Genomic DNA, 18,856 nt, shown 5'->3' with positions numbered 1-18,856 from the left:
GTTATATTCTCCATAGTTTCATCAGACAAGGACGTTTGTTTTGAGAGTAAAAAAATGTAAGCGCTATCAGTTTATTGAATATACGATCCAGTTAATATGCTATAACATGTTACAGCTGTATTCTTGCATGACCATATAAATGTGTCAAGTTCTAAAAGTCCACCATGTAGGTTTCTTTTATCTATTCTAGAGAATAAATAATTTGTTTATTGTTTATGTAACGACTTATAACTCATAGTCGATGAAAAGCATTCATAAAAGGGGGACTTTCGAAGTGAAGAATAATCTACGAACAACTTTTTCAAAAGCATTAACAGGGGTTATGCTTACAAGTCTTGGTTTAAGTTTATTAACAGGCTGTGGTGAAAGTTCAAATACGGGAACTTCGACATCAAATGTAAGCGATACCAAAAAAACTGATGTTACACTTTCTGTAATGGCTTCAGCAGGCTGGATTAGAGATGTCGATAAAAAGTTGGCAGAGAAATTTAAAGAACAGACGGGTATTAAGATTGATTTTCAAGAAAATCCTGGTGATCAATTTGAGAATGTATTAATGACCAGACTTGCAACTGGAGAAGGTCCCGATATATTTATGGCAGAATCAGGATTATCTTTACTAAAAGTTCAACCAAATAAATATGCTGTAGATTTGTCCAATGAGTCATGGGTTAGTAAGTATCCTGACTATGCGAAGGTTCAGGCTAGTTATGATAATAAAGTTGTAGGTTTTACTACATGGGGAAGAGATTTTAGTGCGATGCTCTACAACACTGAAATTTTTGAAAAATATGATCTGAAAGAACCTACAAGCTATGAAGAATTTAAACAGGTTAGTGAAAAATTGCTTGAGAATGGCATTACACCAGTCTATTTCCCAGGTAAAGAGGAATGGTATAATGCGCAAGCATTCGATGCTGCAGTAAATATTGAATCTAAGGCAACTGGATCTTATGAGAAATTAAATAATAACACTATGAAATATGCAGAATCAGAAGAAGCTTTGAAGTATTTAAGAAATCTAAAAGATAGCGCTGATAATGGCTATTTTGGAGAAAACTTCTTATCAGATACTTATGATCAAGGTATTGCAGGTTTGGTAAGTGGTAAATATGCGATGTGGCAAGGGTGGTCTACTTATGTAAATGATATTGAAGCAGCAGGTGGTCCATCGGCTGACAAATTTCTAGCCTTCCCTGCCCCATACGGAGATGATTTGAAAACTTTAGCAATGAACGGAACAGGAATGACGCATCTAATTAACAAGGACAGTAAAAATATTGATGCCGCCAAACAATATTTTGAGTTTTTAGCAGAGCCAGAGAATTTGCAGGAATATTATGATGGTAGACCCGATCTTCTGGAACCGACATTAGAAGGTGCAACAGCCAATCCTCCAGTAAATTACACGCATGTCTTAAAAACTGTAAATGATAAAACATTGTTAACCTTGCCTCAGTCTATTTTATATAACGGAGCAGATGGAAGTCTTGGGAAAAATGTACAGAGTATGTTTTTTAATATGATGACACCAGAACAGGTGCTTCAATCCCTTGATGCTGCTAGAGCTAAAATGTTTGATGCAACGAAATAGAAGTTTCTGATTAATGCAGAATCCCTTTTGCAAATAAATTTAGGATTTATTTTAACAAAAGGGATTTTGACAATAGGAGAAGATACACATAGAAAAGGTGATGGATTGAATGAAAACCAATACTTTTATTCATAAGACTTTGTATCCTAGACGAATGGTGTTTCCAGCATTCATCCTATATACAATTCTCTTTATGATTCCTACTGTAATGGGAATATATTATGCCTTTACAAATTGGAATATATATAGTGATGCTATTCATTTTAATGGACTGGATAACTTTAAAGTTCTCTTCATAGATCAGTCGTTCAAGTACGTGAGACCCATTACAAATACGGTTGTATTTGCTTTCTTTACATCTGTGTTGGAAGCAGTCATCGGTTTATCATTAGCTATTATGCTTAATAGAAAAATATTTTCGCGAAATACATTGCGTTCTGTTTTCTTTATGCCACAAGCTATATCGACAATTGTAATCGGTATCATTTTTACGACGATCTTGCATCCAACTGGTCTTTTGAATAATTTTCTTGATTTAATCGGACTAGACTTCTTGCAGCAAAATTGGTTGACGAATACAGCAACCGCAATGCCTTCTGTTATAGCCGTAGAGGTCTGGCGATATTTTGGACTTAATATGGTTATCTTCTTAGCAGGATTACAAGGCATCGATCAGAGCTATTATGAGGCTGCTCGAATTGACGGAGCGAATAGCTGGAATCTATTTGTAAAGATAACCATTCCATTTATTATGCCGGCAGTTACGATCAATACTGTTCTAAACATCGTACATGGATTTAGAGCTTTTGATATTGTATATGCTCTAACCAACGGAGGACCAGGCAACGCGACAGAGGTTATTGCTACTATGGTGTACCGCGAATACTCTGCAGGAAACTATGGTTTATCTAATGCGATGAATTTAATTCTACTTATTATGACCACTGTTATTTCTGTGTTAGTTAATAGAGCTACCAGTAAGAGAGAGGTGACCCTGTAATGAGGAGAAAAAAAGGATTTTCAATCCTATTGCAAATCGTATGTTGGGCCTTTTCTCTCATTGTATTGGTACCTTTTGTTCTCATCTTATTGAATTCACTTAAACCTTCTGCAGAAGCTGCCTTTTTCTCCATGTCGCTTCCTTCAGAATTCAAGTGGGATAATTATGTTAATGCGTTTGTAAAAGGACATGTATTAAGAGGATATTATAACAGTTTGGTTATGTCTTCTGCATCAGCGATAATAGGTGTTGTCTTTGCTGCTCTTGCTTCTTTTATCATAGTAAGATCGACAAATTTCACGAATAAGGTATTATATGGATATTTCTTCTTCGGAGTGGTTGCAACTGGAAATATGGTAACGACGACGATGATCATGAGTAAGCTGCATTTAATGAATAGTATAACAGGTGCGATATTGCTTCTTGCTACGCAAGGGATATCCTTTGCAATGCTGCTATTTACTGGATTTATTAAGGGTATACCTAGGGAATTAGATGAGGCTGCTGTTATGGATGGAGCAAAGGCAGAAACTCTATTTTTTAGAATCATTTTTCCACTGTTAAAGCCGGTTACAGTTACAGGTATCATGCTGAACTTCTTGGGTGCGTGGAATGGCTTCGAAACTCAGTTATATATATTAACGGATAGTAAGAAATGGGGAGCTATTCTATCCATGTATGGCGTATATGGTGAATTCTCGTCACCTTGGTCTAAAGATTGGGGTCTTATATCTGCGTATATTGTCTTAACCATTATCCCTGTCCTGATCGTTTATTTAATTGGGCAGAAATATATTATTGAAGGTATGACTGCTGGAGCCGTGAAAGGTTAGTGCACTGTAAGTTAAGTTAGTTATAGCGTTCTAGCAAAGGCCTGCGATTTTCGAAAAATACTTATGAATGTGAGGGATGTTGGAATGAGTAAGTTTGTCCCTGGGAAAATATTACACTTGATTCTGTGTTTTTCATTGATTATAGGCTCCTTCGTTGGCGCTATTCAAAATGTAAGCGCGAACGGCTTGGAGGGGAATATTTACAAAGAGTTTTTTGTATCTACAACAGGCAACGACAATAATGATGGGTCTTATGAACACCCGTATCTGACCATTGCAAGAGCCCAACAAGCTGTTCGTGGAATCAATACAGCTATGACTGGCGACGTTTATGTTTTTATTGCGCCGGGCAATTATTACATCCATGACTCGTTGAAATTCGACGAACGGGATTCAGGTTTTAATGGACATCAGGTTTTTTATAGAAGCCTCGGAGCTCCTGGAAGCGTGCATTTAATTGGTGGAGACCCTGTTGCAGGCGGTTGGGTGCAGACGACTGCTTCCGATGTGGGTGGTACGGGTTATTTAAGTGAGTTGCCATCTTCTGCGGAGGGCAAAGTGTATAAAGTTCAGCTTGATCCCTCAAAATACAACTTTAACCAACTTTATATTGGCTCCCTAGGAGATGTTGGCTTCGATAAAGCCACCATGGCTCGTTTTCCCAACAAGGTGAATGATCCTAGGTTCCAAGCGTGGAATGGCGAATATCTCTTATCGACCAACGGTTCAAACAAAGATATGGGATACAAAGCGAGCGACCTGACTCCGGAGCATAAAAAGGCTCTGCAAGATGCTCAGGCAAGCGGCCGGTCAGAAATTGCTCAACTTTTTGTTTTTGACTGCGGAGGATATGCTTTTGAGTCTAACACTCTTCCTATTAACCGGATCGACACAACGAATAGTAAATTGTATTCACCGTACGATTCTAAGCATCCTGAAATGTATATTACTAAATACAACATTAATGCTAATGCCCGCTATTTCTTGCAAGGCAACATTTCCTTCTTGGATTCACCAGGCGAGTATTACTATGATAAACAGACAGGTTGGCTTTACTACTATCCGACAGACGCTGACAATATTGCAAACGTCGCGGATATGAACAACTTGAATATTGTCGTTCCGACGACGAAAGAAATTATTCGTTTAGAGGGAACGGATAAACCCACGATTGCGGAATGGGGTCAAACACCGAATCCTGCAAAACAAGTCAGCAACATTACGTTTGATGGATTTACTCTTGAATGTACAGAATCAGATAATTATATCGTAGATGGTTGGAGCTACGGTGAAACCTGGTACGATGGTGGTACGGCAATTCCATATCCACCACCAGAGGCATTGGGGAGCACACAGCCCTATTATAGTGATTATGCTGTTCGTCCCGCATATATGTATGGCGGGTTTACATTGATCAACACCAACCATATCACGATTCAAAACAGCCGTATTACCAATATGGGGTTGTTTGGAATTATTGTTTGGCGTGACAATACATTCAATACGTTCCAAAAACTTGCTATAGACAACACCGGCATGGGCGGCATTAACACGGATGGCGGTTATCCAGGTGTTGGTAAATACAACAACAACCATACCTTCTACAATCTGTCCATTCACCATGTTGGACAAGTCGATGCTTTTGGTGCTGGATTGCAAGTTATGAATACAGGCTTTAGCAATTTTAAGAACCTCGAAATTTACTATGCTCCTAGGCGTGCAATATCGTTTGTTGGTCAGGCACAGACTATGCCTAACGTTAGTCCAAACTTTGACCCGGTGAGAGATGTGTATAACTACGGCAACCGTTTTGAATATATTTATGTGCATGATGCTGAACAAGATACCGCTGAGGATAGTGCTATATTCATTGGAGCTCTATTTAAAGGCAATGATGTACAGAGAAAATACGGCACAAAGGACCCGTCAAAGGCTATTAATCCAGATACACAACAGCCATATGGTGATTCAAAGGCGGGCAATATCTTTAATCAAATTGTAACTTCGGAGATTGGTAGTGCGCCTGACGTTCGAGATCCTAATACGGTTCATGGTATGGACTTGGCTATGGGCGCTACAGGTACTTATCTTTCTAATATTGAAGGTATTAACAATCAAAGTGCTAATTTACGTATTGAACCGACTCAAAATGGTGATGTATTTTATGTCGATAACTTAAACAGCGATTATCCAACGTCAGCGTATAATCCGCGTCTCTATTATTCGTTTGACAATTCAAAGATGGAATATGACCGTATCGGCATCAACCGTCAAGAATTCCCATTTACTTCCGAAATATATAATTCGAACCATCCGGAAATGCAATTGAATAGCTATTTTTCGGATAACTTTGAGAGCGGAAAGATTGATACAACCAAATGGTCTGTAGAGAAAGGAAATCCCGTTATTTCCACCGCTTATACAGCAGAAGGTCCGTTTAATGGTCACTACTCTCTTTTCATCAATGGTGGCGCTAAGGGAAATTCAAGCGGCGTTGCATTAAGCAGAACATTCAGCAACAACTTAAACAAAACCGTATCCGGTTGGTTCTTCGATAAACGCCGCGATTATGCTGGTAATGACTACAACGAAGGCTTAAATGATTCGGATGTAATGGGTCAATCCTACATGAGGGTTGATGACAGTACTTCTGCCGACCATGTCGGGTTAGGAATTAACGGTCATCTAAGCAAGAACTATTTCACTTATCTTGATGGTACTGGAGAAAAGGTAACGACCATTCCACGTAGTTTTGGTTGGCATCAGTTTAAGTTTGACTACTCGACTCCTGGCGTTGTTGAACTTTCTATTAATGACAAGCCTGTAACAACCCTTGATAGAGAATCATTTAATTATATTGGTATGGGAAATTATGACGGCAATGGCGCTCCTGGCAAGAACACAGGTATGTCCTATTTCGATGATATCGATGTTTATGGTGGTGTAGACGCTCCGCCAGTGCAGCCTACTCAATCGAAGCCGGATTCAATACCACCCTATACGCCACCGGGACCACCTGTTTCGGTAATCGACTGGGATTTTGAAAACGGTAGTATGCCGGTAACTGAGATTGCCAGTACGGGTACCGGACAGACTGTAACATATAATACTTATGGTTTTACAACTTTTTGGGGATCTAATCCGAATTTGAAAGTTGTAGAGAACCCGAAGAAAGTTCTGTCAAACGATAACGACAATATTATGATAGAAGACGATAGTGAAAATACTATTATAGAAGATGATAACAATAATTCGATGATAGAGAACAATAGCGATTATAGTATGATCGTAAATAATCAGTCTGCGCAGTATTATGATGCTGCGACTCCGAATGGTTGGAGCAATTACACTCTTACGCTTAAATTTGCGCTGGCAAGCGATTATACAAGCACTGAAAAACCATTACGTTTCTTTATTAATACGCAGCCGATCCTCCAATCCGGTATTCACGCGACTAAAATGACTTACCAACCGGCCGGATACAATGTTTCGTTTGATAAAAAAAGCAATAAAATGGAATTATACCGTGCAGACCAAAATTCTGATGGTACCAACATCAACAACCTAATTTCTGGATCGACTAGCGCTAATTTGCCTGCTGACTTATTCAGTGCTGTCACGGGTACGGGTAGTTGGCATACCTTGTCCATCACTGCGAGTGAAGGTACCATAACCGCAACACTTGACGGAACTACCACGATTACAGGGCAGGACTCAACCTATACAAGCGGCTTTTTTGGTATTATTCCTTGGGATGGTAACTTCGGAAAGTTTAACGTGTGCTTAGACGATATTAGTATAAAGACAAACACGCCGAACATGGTGTACGATGCGAATCTCAAACTTGGTAACGCAACACTTAACGGAAAGTTCAACCCTGGTTATACATCCTATCAGGCGTCAATAGATAAAAAAGATAATGCGGTTACACTGATTAAGCCATCTTCAGATAATGGCGCAACATTCTCCATTTTACTGAATGGCACAGATATGACGAGCGATTTCGATGATACGGAAACGGCGCAAACACTGCCCTTAGTATTCGGTCCGAACACGCTCACTATCGTTCAGACATCAAGTGTAGGGGCAACGACTAATTATACCGTTGGTATTTACAAGCCCTATACAACTGCAACAATAGAAACAGTTTCATCGGTATCAGCACTGGTCGGGACACCGCTAACACTTCCAACAACGGTTGCTGTAGCATTTGATGGAGGAGATCCCCAACAAATTCCGGTTAAGTGGGATATGCTGAACAATCATGTTCTTAATACTCCGGGAACATACACGGTTACTGGCTCATTGGAGGGAATGTACGAGAAAGTGAGCATCACTGTCTATATTAACGGCATAACGTCAATTGACTCATTATCGCCTATATCAACAGGGATTGAGGAAGCACCTGTATTACCTACATCAATTTCTGCGCAAACGATAGAGAATGGTCAGCCCGGAAGAACGACATTACCGATTACTTTTGTTGATCTTGATCCTTCTTTATATTCAAAAGCAGCAACAATTATTGCTGTTGCCTATGTGGATGGACGTAGTGCTACTATATTACAACATGTTGTTGTCTCAGAAACGGCGGCTCAGGACAAGACGCTTATGAGCATAACAACACCCGCACCAATTACAGGAGTAGAGAGCGGAACAGCCAAGACGGCAGAAGCCCTTGGATTGCCTGCTTCAGTAGAACTGGTTACCGATGCGGGCAGAGTGATTGCTAGTGCGACCTGGGATGTAGGTGCTTCAAGCTATGATCCAGCGAAAAGGGCAGCACAGACCTTCACTGTAGATGGAATAGTAACGTTGCCTGTTGGTGTGGTGAATTCAGACAACGTAGACTTGACGACTAAAATCGGTGTAACTGTAAAAGCAGGAACGACGCCAACGCCGAAACCAACACCAACACCAACACCAACACCAACACCAACAGCAACACCAACAGCAACACCAACACCAATACCAGGTCCAACAGCAACACCAGATCCTAAGCCTACGCCAAAAACAGAAGATAATAAAAAGCCAACTAAGCCAACAGATCCAGTAAAACCAACTGAGCCAGAGACTCCAAAAGTAGATCTGTCTGATATTTCAGATCACTGGGCTAAGGCTTCTATTGCAAAAGCAGTTGAACTAGGTTTTGTCAGTGGCTATGAGGATGGAACCTTCAGACCGAATGGTACCTTAACTCGTGGTGAGTTTTCAACGATGTTAGCTAGAGCGCTGAAATTGGATGCTGTTGATTCTGAGTTTAGTTTTTCGGATCAAGGCAAAACACCAGTATGGGCTCAGTCATTCATTCAAGCACTTTCAAAAGCAGGTTTCATTTCTGGATATAAAGATGGTACTTTCCGTGCAAATAATGAAATAACTAGAAGCGAATTAGTTGTTCTTATTGTTCGTGTACTTGGTCTTGAAGTGAATCCAAATGCAACACTTGCGTTTGTTGATGCAGATCAAACTCCAGCATGGGCAAAACCTTATGTAGCAACAGCAGCTAAAGCAGGTTTGATTAAGGGGAATGGGGATGGCAAATTTAATCCGAATGCTTCTTCAACCAGAGCTGAAGCAGTCACTTTAATATTAGCTATGCTAAATACTAAATAACTAACGCTTTGATACGACGCACCGTCCTATACTGGTGGTGCGTTGTTATAACTTTAGCTTTCATATGGAAAATTTAAGGAGGAAAAGATAATGATATTGGGAAATAAACGAACGCGAGAAAGTTTTGACCAGAACTGGATGTTCCATTTAGGCGATCTACCTATCATGCATGCTGTAAAAGGAGGGATGACAGGTGGGTTAACTGACTGCGAGCAGATTGCTGAAGGGGAATGGCTGAAGATCGCTTATTTTGATGAAAGAGAACCGTCTGTCATGAACGATCGGGAGTGGAAGAGTATCGATCTTCCACATGACTGGTGCGTGGAAGGGAATTACGTAAATGACGGGGGGAAAGTCAAACATCATAAGAGCCACGGTTATCTCCCTGTTGGAATTGGATGTTATCGTAAAGTTTTCGAGATTCCTATGGAAGATTTGGGGAAGAAACTATCGATTGAGTTTGATGGGGTTATGCGAAACTGTACCGTATGGGTTAACGGGCATTTAATGGGAACTCATCAAAGTGGGTATACAGGCTTCTGTTATGACATTACGGATATTGCACGTTACGGCGATGAAGGGAAGAATGTCATTTTCGTAAAAGTTGATGCTCGTGATTATGAGGGCTGGTGGTATGAAGGATGTGGGATTTACCGCCATGTATGGCTAGATAAGACGGACAGACTTCACGTAGGAAGACATGGAACTTATGTGACCACGCCAGTAGTAGGCAAAGATGAGGCCACGGTTAACGTATCAACAAACGTACATAACGAACATCCTCATGACGTGAATTGTATAATCAAGACTTTAATCGAGGACGGAACAGGTCAAATAGTCGCTTCCAGCTCAGAGAACATAACCATTCAAAGAGACAGTCAAACAGATGTTGAAACTGTAATGACATTGATGGAGCCCATGCTCTGGTCGCCCGAGAAGCCGTACCTTTACGAAGTGATTACGGAAGTTTATGACGCTAATGAGAAAGAAGTAATGGATGTTTATAGGACTCCACTCGGCGTGCGAACGATAGAGTTTACCGCGGATAGGGGATTTTACTTAAATGGTGAACAGTATTTGATCAAAGGAACTTGCAACCATCAGGATTTCGCTGGCGTAGGAGTTGCTCTGCCTGACCAAGTAACCGAATATAAAATCAAACTTCTCAAAAGTATGGGGTGCAATGCATACAGATGCGCTCACCACGCTCCTTCGCCTGAGCTCCTGGATCTATGCGACAGAATGGGTATGCTCGTGATGGATGAGAACAGGAAACTGGATATATCTCCGGACGGGATCGCAGATCTGAAAGAGATCCTCTATCGAGATCGAAACCACCCTTCCATCATTTTGTGGAGCATGGAGAACGAGGAAATATTAGAAGGCACGATTTTGGGAGCGAGAATGCTTGAAACGATGTCACGAATTACACGTGCCATTGATCCTACTCGCCTTACTATTGCATGTATGAATCACGGGTGGAATGATGGAGGATACAGTAATTCTGTAGATATAACCGGATATAACTATGGCCAAAGAGAAGATCAATATCTTATCGATCATGAACAATTTCCAGATCGGATCATGATCGGGAGCGAGAGTACGAGCTGTACGACGACACGTGGAATCTATGAGAATGATGATGTTAAAGGATACTGTTCTTCCTATGGAGATCAGATACCGGAGTGGTCATGTTCGCATGAGAAATCATGGCAGGATGTGGTGAATCACCCTCATTTGACGGGCATATTCGTTTGGACTGGATTCGATTACAGAGGAGAACCAACACCTTATGAATGGCCGTGCATCGGGTCTCACTTCGGGATCATGGATTACTGCGGATTCCCAAAGGATGCTTATTATTTCTATAAAGCCGCCTGGACGGAAGAGCCGGTGGTACACATTCTGCCTCACTGGAACTGGCCGGACAAAATTGGGCAAGAGATTGATGTGTGGGCGTATAGCAATTGCGAGACTGTAGAGTTGTTTGTTAACGGTCATAGTCTGGGTGAAAAGAGCGTGGATCGAAATTCACGAATGGAGTGGAAGGTCTGCTACGCTCCCGGTGAATTGACAGCGATAGGAAAAATAGCCGGAAAGGAAATCACGAGAAAAGGTGTGACTACAACAGGAACTCCTGATCGTATTCGTTTGGAGCTGGATAAAAACGAAGTGAAAGCAAATGGCACGGATATTGCAATGATTAAAGTATCCCTATTGGATTATTTAGGTAAAGTTGTTCCTACGGCAGATAACGAGATTATGTTTACAATCGAGGGTCCCGGCAAAATTCTCGGTGTTGGAAATGGTGATCCAAGCAGTCACGAACCTGATAAAGAAAATCGTAGACGAGCATTCAACGGACATTGTTTAGTGATAGTTCAGGCTAACAAGGAACCGGGAGATATTGTGATAAGAGCAACTTCGGTTTCTCTTCAAGCTGCCGTGGCAGTAATACGAGTGGAATAAAATTGATATCTGATTTGTCCCTGGCACTTAGTGCCAGGGAGTCACGATACGATTAGAGATAGAGCGTGTATCAATCGAACAAACAAACAACAGGAGGCTTACATATGTTGAATATTGGTATTATTGGATATGGTGTTCGGATCGACATGCTGATGGATGATTTGTTCGCGCTGCCTTATGAAGTCTGTATCAAGGCAGTAGCCGATCCCGACCATGAACGCGTGCGGGCTTTAATGAAGAAAGACGGCTCCAAAGAATCGATGCACCAAATGGGAATCGATAAAATCGACGGACTTTTGCGCAGCTGCGAGATGAATCCGGATACCATTACCTTTTATACGGATGCGGACGAAATGCTGGAAAACGAAAAACTGGACGGCGTGATCGTAGGTACGAACTGCAACTTGCATACTTATTTCGCCAAAAAGGTGCTGGATAGCAATCTGCCGTTGTTTTTGGAAAAACCGGTTGCGACTACGATGGAGGATCTGAGAACGTTAGCCGAATGCGAAGCGAACGCAACGGCTCCCACAGTTGTTTCCTTCCCGTTACGCGTTACACCGCTGGTGCAGGAGGTCAAGCGTATTCTGGATGCCGGCACGATTGGTAAGGTGGAGCATGTACAGGCCTTCAACGATGTTCCCTATGGATTTGTTTATTTCCACGACTGGTATCGAGATGAATCCGCTTCTAAGGGGCTTTTCCTGCAAAAGGCGACGCATGATATCGACGTCATCAACTATCTGCTCGGTGAAGAACCCGTGAACGTTTGTGCCATGAAATCCAAACAAATTTATAAAGGCGACATGCCTGCCGGCCTTCGTTGCAGCGAATGCGACAAATGGGAAACCTGTATGGACAGCACTTATAATATCACTTATGTGCGGAATGACACTCCGCGTAACGACTATTGCAGCTTTGCGGTAGACACCGGTAACGAAGACTCCGGCAGTATGATTGTGAAATACGAAAGCGGCATGCACGTCATGTATTCGCAGAACTTCTTTGCCCGCAAAGGGGCTGCGCGCCGAGGGGCAAGGTTATATGGCTATAAGGGCACCGTGGAATTCGATTTCGCCACCAATGAAATCAAAGTATTTGACCACATGAGTGATAAAGTAACCACCGTGCGGCTTGATGACCAAGGCTCGCGTCATGGCGGCGGTGATATTGTACTCATGCGGAATTTTGTACACCTGATGCAGGGCAGAACCACCGAATCGATCGCCCCACTAAAGGACGGGATTCGCAGCGCCCTTGTATGTCTGCAAGCCAAGGCGTTTTCCGAAAGCGATCAATTTTATTCCGTTACGTTTTAATTGGTAGAAGTCGAAGTCAAATCGTAATCCTAATGCACAAGGCAGATAAGGAATATACCTTATCTGCCTTTATTAACGAACTAATCTAACTTAATCGGCCGATACAACTGGACGATTTCTTCTAGCCTTTTGGTTCAAAAAGTCCACCAAGTAAGTTTCTTTTCTCTATTCTAGCGAATAAACAATTCGGATACTATTTAAAGAATGAATTAATTAAATATAAACAGAAGTATGAATTTTTTTGCAATAAAATGAAAGCGGTTCCAAAAGAAAAGGAAGGGATCCGGTAACTGATTTAAACGATGAGAGGAGGTGGTGTATATGTGATTGCTAAAAAACAGTTAGGAGACGTTTTTAATTTGCAGTTCATTATTATGAATCTATGAAACATGCCTTTAGTTCAGTTAGTCGCTTTGAATGATGACAACATGAAGGGGGAAAACAATATGAATAAAGTTAGAAAAGCTGCTTCTAGCTTGCTTGTGTTTTGTTTGATAGCCACTAGCTTTGCGTTTCCAAAAGATATACATGCTGCTCCTCAGATAGATGAACAAGCAAAAGCCGAGGCAGAGTGGGCGGAAGTAAGTTCCATAATAGATAAGTATCCTATCATTTACACTCAATTGCCAACAATTAGCAATGAAACAACTGTATCTCCAGATGGACCTCTAATGGGAAATGGGACCGTTAATGCTTTCATGGGAGGAGATAAGAACAAGCAACAAATTTATATCTCGCATGCAGATTCTTGGGAAAAGAGCTATAGTCTTAGTGCCTTTTCTACTACGACCCATGGGAAAATTACGTATGAGAGACTGGATGAAGGTACGGGTAATAAGCCATTTAGATACGATCAAAGTATGAAAGATGGAATTGTTAAGGCGGTTTCAGAGAAAGGCTTTGAAACCAGCACCTGGCTATCAGCTACAGAAAATTTGATTGTAACTGAAATTACCAATACAACAGATGCAAATATGGAAATTGGTGTAAGTACGGTTGTTCCTACCCATAAATCTGGGACTGTAAGCTCCCATACTACATCAATTGATCCAGTTAACAAGCTGATCTCCTTTAGCAAGCATTTACGTACCGAAGAAGGGTTCGATTATGCTGTAGAACTTTCTACCGTATTGAAAGTTATGGATAAAGATCTTGTATTTAGTCAGGTTGATGACAAAACCTGTATGGCAAAATTTGAACTAGCTGCAGGCGAAACTGTAACTGTTATCGCAGCAACAGAAGGCGGTAAGAGCTCCACGACATCGTTGGAGGACGCTAAGGCACATGTTTTAGGCATTGATTCAGAAGCTGCGCTGTATACGGTGAAGCAGAAGCATCTGGATTGGTGGAAAGAATACTGGTTAAAGTCGTACATTAAGCTGGCTAATGAATCCTCTTTAATGGAGAGAATCTATTACGGTCAACTCTATGCTACAGGGGCAGCTTTGGAAGCTCAAAGTGATAATCCTGCAGAAGTATTTGGTGGCAATTTATTTCCTTGGACAGGTAGTACTAACACAGCGTGGAGCGGTGGATTCTTTATGAATATAGATGTTCAACGGGCACCAAATGCAGCCATTGTAGCGAATAGGGTGAATCAAATTGCATCTTATACCAGATTAATTGATGATTACTGGGAAACGGGGCGGAATATGGCATCCGATCCTAAAGAATTGAATAGGGTTATTGGTAATTCGAATTGGTATCCCAAATTTACTGAAGGAATAAGAGGCGTCTTGTTCCCAACATTTATGCCGCCATGGGGATATGCATCTGCCCCTGCTTATGATAGTGCTCCAATCCATGCGGCCATGGCATTAGTTCCAATGGTTAAATACTGGGAATATACGTGCGACGATGAATATTTAGAACAATTCTTATACGACAAGTTGGTCGATTTAACTGAGTTCTTTGAAGACTTTGCCATTGTAGATGAGGTAACAGGGAAATACGTTATAGGAGGATCTACTATTGAAAGCGGAACTCTGCATAAGAATGCGTTTCAGGATCTAGCTGGTACTTACTTTGTATTTGATAAAGCGATTAAGGCGAGCAAGGAACTAGGTATAGACGCTGATAAGCGAGTGAAGTGGCAAGAGTTTCGTAACAATTTATCGCCATTGCCAACGTATGTTATTCCAGAGGGCCAACCTGGCGGAGGGCTAACGGTATTCACGGAAGCAGAGGGAGTACCTGCTGTTCCAAGAAACGCTCCAATCATTCATACGACTTACCTTACTGATCTAGTAGGCATGGCAACTGATTCTGAATTGCTCGAGTATACTCGGAATTATCTTAAATATATTGCACCATGGTATGAAGGCCATGACAAAGAAGATCGCACAACAATGATTGCAACTAATGTTGGTTATGACATTGACAAGATTACTGACTTTTTGTCTAAAGGACTTCTTGATCGCCCCGCCGGTGAATGGGTTGGAATACGAAATAATCATACAGTGGGAGCATCCGTTCAGGCTTCTCTGATCTATAATACAATTACGCATTCTCTGATGCAGAGCAATCAAGACTTCATAAATGTATTTGCGAACTGGCATAAAGATCAGCCAGCGGAGTTTACACGGTTGAGAGCGAAAGGTGCATTCTTGGTGGATGCAAAACAGAATGAGAATGGAATAACGACTTATGTAAATATATTCAGTGAAAAAGGTAAAGATTGCACTGTTCTAAATCCATGGAAAGGTCAAGAATTGGAGGTTTATGAGGACGGAAATCTAATTGAGACTGTTAAGGGCACGAATATATTAGGGGATACTTATAAGTTTGCTACGAAGGCTAATGCATCCTATGAGCTGAAGCCGCAGGGTGGTGTGCAAAATCCCACACTTGTAAACATTATAACCCCTGAAGCAGTAACTGATTTTGAAATTGGAATTTTAAAGACAGATTTGATTCCCCAATTGCCGGAATCTGTAAAGTTAGAGACAAGTACAAATAATATGAAGGCTGAAGTAACATGGGACATTAGTAACATAAGCTATGATCCTACAATGAAAGAAGGACAGACATTCTCGGTACCTGGTACAGTGACTCTTCCTGAAGTAGTAGACAATCCCAACAATGTATCCTTGCAAACATCTATAAATGTAATTGTAAATAAAATCCCACAGTCCAGCATGACAGCAACGGCAACAAGTGAAGAGACAGGAAAGGATGAAGCGCGTTTTGCGATTGATGGAGATCCGCTAACCATGTGGCATACCAAGTGGGATAAGTCTGATGTTCTGCCTCAATCTATTACTTTGAATTTGGGGGATGTTTACAAGGTTAATAGACTTTCCTATCTCCCAAGAAGCACAGGAGGAACAAGCGGCATTATAACTAAGTATAACGTTTATGTCAGTATGGACGGAGCTAACTTTACCAAAGTGACAAGTGGAACTTGGCCATTTGATACTAGACTGAAGCAAGTGACGTTTGATCCAATCAAAGCACAGTATATTCAGCTTGAAGCAATAGAGGCATATAATGGATGGGCAACAGCAGCAGAAATCAATATTTATAGTGATTCAGAAACAGAGCCTCAGGATAAGACACTTGTGAGCATAAAAACACCAGAGCCAATTACTGGAGTAGTCTACGGAACAGACAAGACGGCAGAAGCCCTTGGTTTGCCTGAAACCGTAACATTGGTAACAGACTTTGGAGATGTGCCGGCTAACGTAACATGGGATGTAGAGAATTCAAGTTACGATCCAGATGTAAAAACAGAGCAGAAATTCGATGTAGATGGAACAGTCGAATTGCCAGAAGGTGTGGTAAATCCAGGTACCGTTGAACTAACAACAAGCATTAGTGTTACTGTAAATGCAGAGTCAGATTCAGAACAGGACAAGACTCTAGTGAGCATAACAGCACCAGAAGCGATAACTGGAGTAGCCAACGGAACAGCCAAGACAGCAGAAGCCCTTGGATTGCCTGCGACAGTAGAACTAGTCACCGATACGGGCAGAGTAATTGCTAGTGTGACCTGGGATGTAGCTGCTTCAAGCTATGATCCAGCGAAAAGGGCAGCACAGACCTTCACTGTAGATGGAATAGTAACGTTGCCTATTGGTGTGGTAAATTCAGACAACGTAGACTTGACGACTAAAATCGGTGTAATTGTAAAAGCAGGAACGACACCAACGCCGGAACCAACATCAACACCAACACCAACACCAGGTCCAACAGCAACACCAACACCAACACCAACACCAACACCAACACCAACACCAGGTCCAACAGCAACACTAGATCCTAAGCCTACGCCAAAACCAGAAGATGATAAAAAGCCAACTAAGCCAACAGATCCAGTAAAACCAACTGAGCCAGAGACTCCAAAAGTAGATCTGTCTGATATTTCAGATCACTGGGCTAAGGCTTCTATTGCAAAAGCAGTTGAACTTGGTTTTGTAAGTGGTTACGAAAATGGAACTTTCAGACCGAATGGTACTGTAACACGTGGTGAATTTGCAACCATGTTAGCTAGAGCGCTGAAGTTGGATGCTGTTGATTCTGAGTTTAGTTTTTCGGATCAAGGCAAAACACCAGTATGGGCTCAGTCATTCATTCAAGCACTTTCAAAAGCAGGTTTCATTTCTGGATATAAAGATGGTACTTTCCGTGCAAATAATGAAATAACTAGAAGCGAATTAGTTGTTCTTATTGTTCGTGTACTTGGTCTTGAAGTGAATCCAAATGCAACACTAGCGTTTGATGATGCAGATCAAATTCCAGCATGGGCAAAACCTTATGTAGCAACAGCAGCTGAAGCAGGATTGATTAAGGGGAATGGGAATGGCAAATTTAATCCGAATGCCTCTTCAACCAGAGCTGAAGCAGTCACTTTGATATTAGCTATGCTAAACACTAAATAACTAACGCTTTGATACGACGCACCGTCATATATTGGCGGTGCGTTGTTATAACTTTAACTTTCATATGGACAATTTACTGGATGTTCCATTTAGGCGATCTACCTATCATGCATGCTGTAAAAGGAGGGATGACAGGTGGGTTTTGCGGTTACTCTTAGACAACTATCAGAAACATATGGCGGTATTTGCTTGGGCTAATCCCAATTAGTTTGCGGAACACCTCTCGGAAATGTGCTGTATCTTGGTAGCCAACTTTTTTTGAGATACTGGCCATTTTATTGTCTGTTTCGATTAACAAATGGCAGGCGAGCTCTATCCTTTTATGCTGCAAGTACTCTGGAAAATTCATTCCTGACTGTTGCCGAAACAATCGTATGAAATGCCGACTGCTCATGCGAGTTTCCGTAGCCAACTGCACTAGAGTGATATAATCTATCATATTCGACAATTCTACTTGACCCATTCTACACCAGGCTGTATACACCCAGTATAAATTCTCGAACGTTATATTGGCTTAACATGGACTTCGTAATATCCGTATAAGCGTTGATCGTGTCTCTCGCTAGCCAAACTGCGTTCGAATCCGCGGAGCTTTGGGTTGTAGGCAGACCTTTTTGCATTAGAGCATCTTGTACTTTTTGGGTTTGACTTGACATAATTAGCTGGTTTTGTGTTGCTGGTAAAAGATTGTGAGGATTGAGTGAAATGTAATGTAACCCTTGTGATATTTTTTGCTACAAATACATCACCTTTCCTACCAAAAAAACCGATATATATATTGTAGGGTCCTACTGCTTTACAAAAAGGAGGGGGATATGTATATGAAAACTCAAAAACGTTTTAAAAGAGTAAAATGGTTAGGAAGTCTATTAGTTTGTGTAAGCGTCTTTACTTTTTCCAGTATTTCATTCGCTGAAGCATACGTGCCAAATGATATTGATACTGGGATCGTAGACCTAAATTATAATCGTCATGAAGTTTTGGCCGTCAATGGCGATCATATTAGTAGTTTTGTTCCCAAAGAAGGTACCCAGTCCAATGGTAAATTTATTGTGGTTGAACGGGATAAAAAATCACTCGCAACCTCACCCGTAGATATTTCCATTATTGATTCGATCACGAATCGCACGTATCCAGGTGCAATT

The 18,856-nt window shown here is 41.3% G+C and carries 10 protein-coding genes; 8 read left to right on the top strand and 2 right to left on the bottom strand.

Annotated elements, in window-relative coordinates; translation table 11 throughout:
* The first annotated feature begins 274 nt into the window (after positions 1 to 274).
* The 7 genes from UQ64_RS20920 (at position 275) to UQ64_RS20890 (ending at position 17,711) form a co-directional block, all read left to right on the top strand.
* The gene (locus UQ64_RS20920) at positions 275 to 1,594 is read left to right on the top strand and encodes an ABC transporter substrate-binding protein (protein ID WP_060625399.1); all 1,320 of its coding nucleotides are present in this window, start codon (positions 275 to 277) and stop codon (positions 1,592 to 1,594) included.
* A gap of 109 nt (positions 1,595 to 1,703) precedes the next feature.
* Positions 1,704 to 2,594, top strand: coding sequence for a carbohydrate ABC transporter permease (locus UQ64_RS20915; protein ID WP_060625398.1), 891 nt, complete (start codon positions 1,704 to 1,706; stop codon positions 2,592 to 2,594).
* A complete protein-coding gene (locus tag UQ64_RS20910) occupies positions 2,594 to 3,427 on the top strand; it encodes a carbohydrate ABC transporter permease (protein WP_060625397.1) in 834 nt (277 codons plus the stop codon). The genes UQ64_RS20915 and UQ64_RS20910 overlap by 1 nt, the downstream gene beginning before the upstream one ends.
* An 84-nt stretch (positions 3,428 to 3,511) precedes the next feature.
* Complete coding sequence (locus UQ64_RS20905; protein ID WP_060625396.1) at positions 3,512 to 9,043, top strand: S-layer homology domain-containing protein; 5,532 nt, start codon at positions 3,512 to 3,514, stop codon at positions 9,041 to 9,043.
* A gap of 90 nt (positions 9,044 to 9,133) precedes the next feature.
* The gene (gene galA, locus UQ64_RS20900) at positions 9,134 to 11,512 is read left to right on the top strand and encodes a beta-galactosidase GalA (RefSeq protein WP_060625395.1); all 2,379 of its coding nucleotides are present in this window, start codon (positions 9,134 to 9,136) and stop codon (positions 11,510 to 11,512) included.
* A gap of 104 nt (positions 11,513 to 11,616) precedes the next feature.
* The gene (locus UQ64_RS20895; protein ID WP_060625394.1) at positions 11,617 to 12,831 is read left to right on the top strand and encodes a Gfo/Idh/MocA family protein; all 1,215 of its coding nucleotides are present in this window, start codon (positions 11,617 to 11,619) and stop codon (positions 12,829 to 12,831) included.
* A gap of 446 nt (positions 12,832 to 13,277) precedes the next feature.
* Complete coding sequence (locus tag UQ64_RS20890; protein WP_060625393.1) at positions 13,278 to 17,711, top strand: S-layer homology domain-containing protein; 4,434 nt, start codon at positions 13,278 to 13,280, stop codon at positions 17,709 to 17,711.
* 154 nt (positions 17,712 to 17,865) lie between these two features.
* Here the strand turns inward: UQ64_RS20890 and UQ64_RS30260 are convergent, their stop codons facing one another.
* Entirely contained in the window at positions 17,866 to 18,150 is a 285-nt protein-coding gene (locus tag UQ64_RS30260) for a helix-turn-helix domain-containing protein (protein WP_280818234.1), read from the bottom strand.
* Positions 18,151 to 18,175: 25 nt separating this feature from the next.
* Positions 18,176 to 18,367: a hypothetical protein gene (locus UQ64_RS31765; protein ID WP_209445851.1), complete on the bottom strand. Its 192-nt coding sequence runs from the start codon at positions 18,365 to 18,367 to the stop codon at positions 18,176 to 18,178.
* A gap of 165 nt (positions 18,368 to 18,532) precedes the next feature.
* On the opposite strand from UQ64_RS31765, the gene UQ64_RS32320 reads away from it, so the two are divergent.
* A partial coding sequence (locus tag UQ64_RS32320) for a thiol-activated cytolysin family protein (protein ID WP_245238138.1) occupies positions 18,533 to 18,856 on the top strand: 324 nt, incomplete at its 3' end.

Source organism: Paenibacillus etheri, assembly GCF_001012825.1.
In the GTDB taxonomy this organism is placed as follows: domain Bacteria; phylum Bacillota; class Bacilli; order Paenibacillales; family Paenibacillaceae; genus Paenibacillus_AQ; species Paenibacillus_AQ etheri.
This window is presented reverse-complemented; position numbering and strand designations above follow the sequence as displayed.

Excerpts from the sequence above, each read along its gene's own strand:
- galA (WP_060625395.1), top strand. The coding sequence starts at position 9,134 with ATGATATTGGGAAATAAACGAACGCGAGAAAGTTTTGACCAGAACTGG.
- UQ64_RS20905 (WP_060625396.1), top strand. The coding sequence starts at position 3,512 with ATGAGTAAGTTTGTCCCTGGGAAAATATTACACTTGATTCTGTGTTTT.
- UQ64_RS20890 (WP_060625393.1), top strand. The coding sequence starts at position 13,278 with ATGAATAAAGTTAGAAAAGCTGCTTCTAGCTTGCTTGTGTTTTGTTTG.
- UQ64_RS20915 (WP_060625398.1), top strand. The coding sequence starts at position 1,704 with ATGAAAACCAATACTTTTATTCATAAGACTTTGTATCCTAGACGAATG.
- UQ64_RS31765 (WP_209445851.1), bottom strand. The coding sequence starts at position 18,367 with ATGTCAAGTCAAACCCAAAAAGTACAAGATGCTCTAATGCAAAAAGGT.
- UQ64_RS30260 (WP_280818234.1), bottom strand. The coding sequence starts at position 18,150 with ATGATAGATTATATCACTCTAGTGCAGTTGGCTACGGAAACTCGCATG.
- UQ64_RS20910 (WP_060625397.1), top strand. The coding sequence starts at position 2,594 with ATGAGGAGAAAAAAAGGATTTTCAATCCTATTGCAAATCGTATGTTGG.
- UQ64_RS20895 (WP_060625394.1), top strand. The coding sequence starts at position 11,617 with ATGTTGAATATTGGTATTATTGGATATGGTGTTCGGATCGACATGCTG.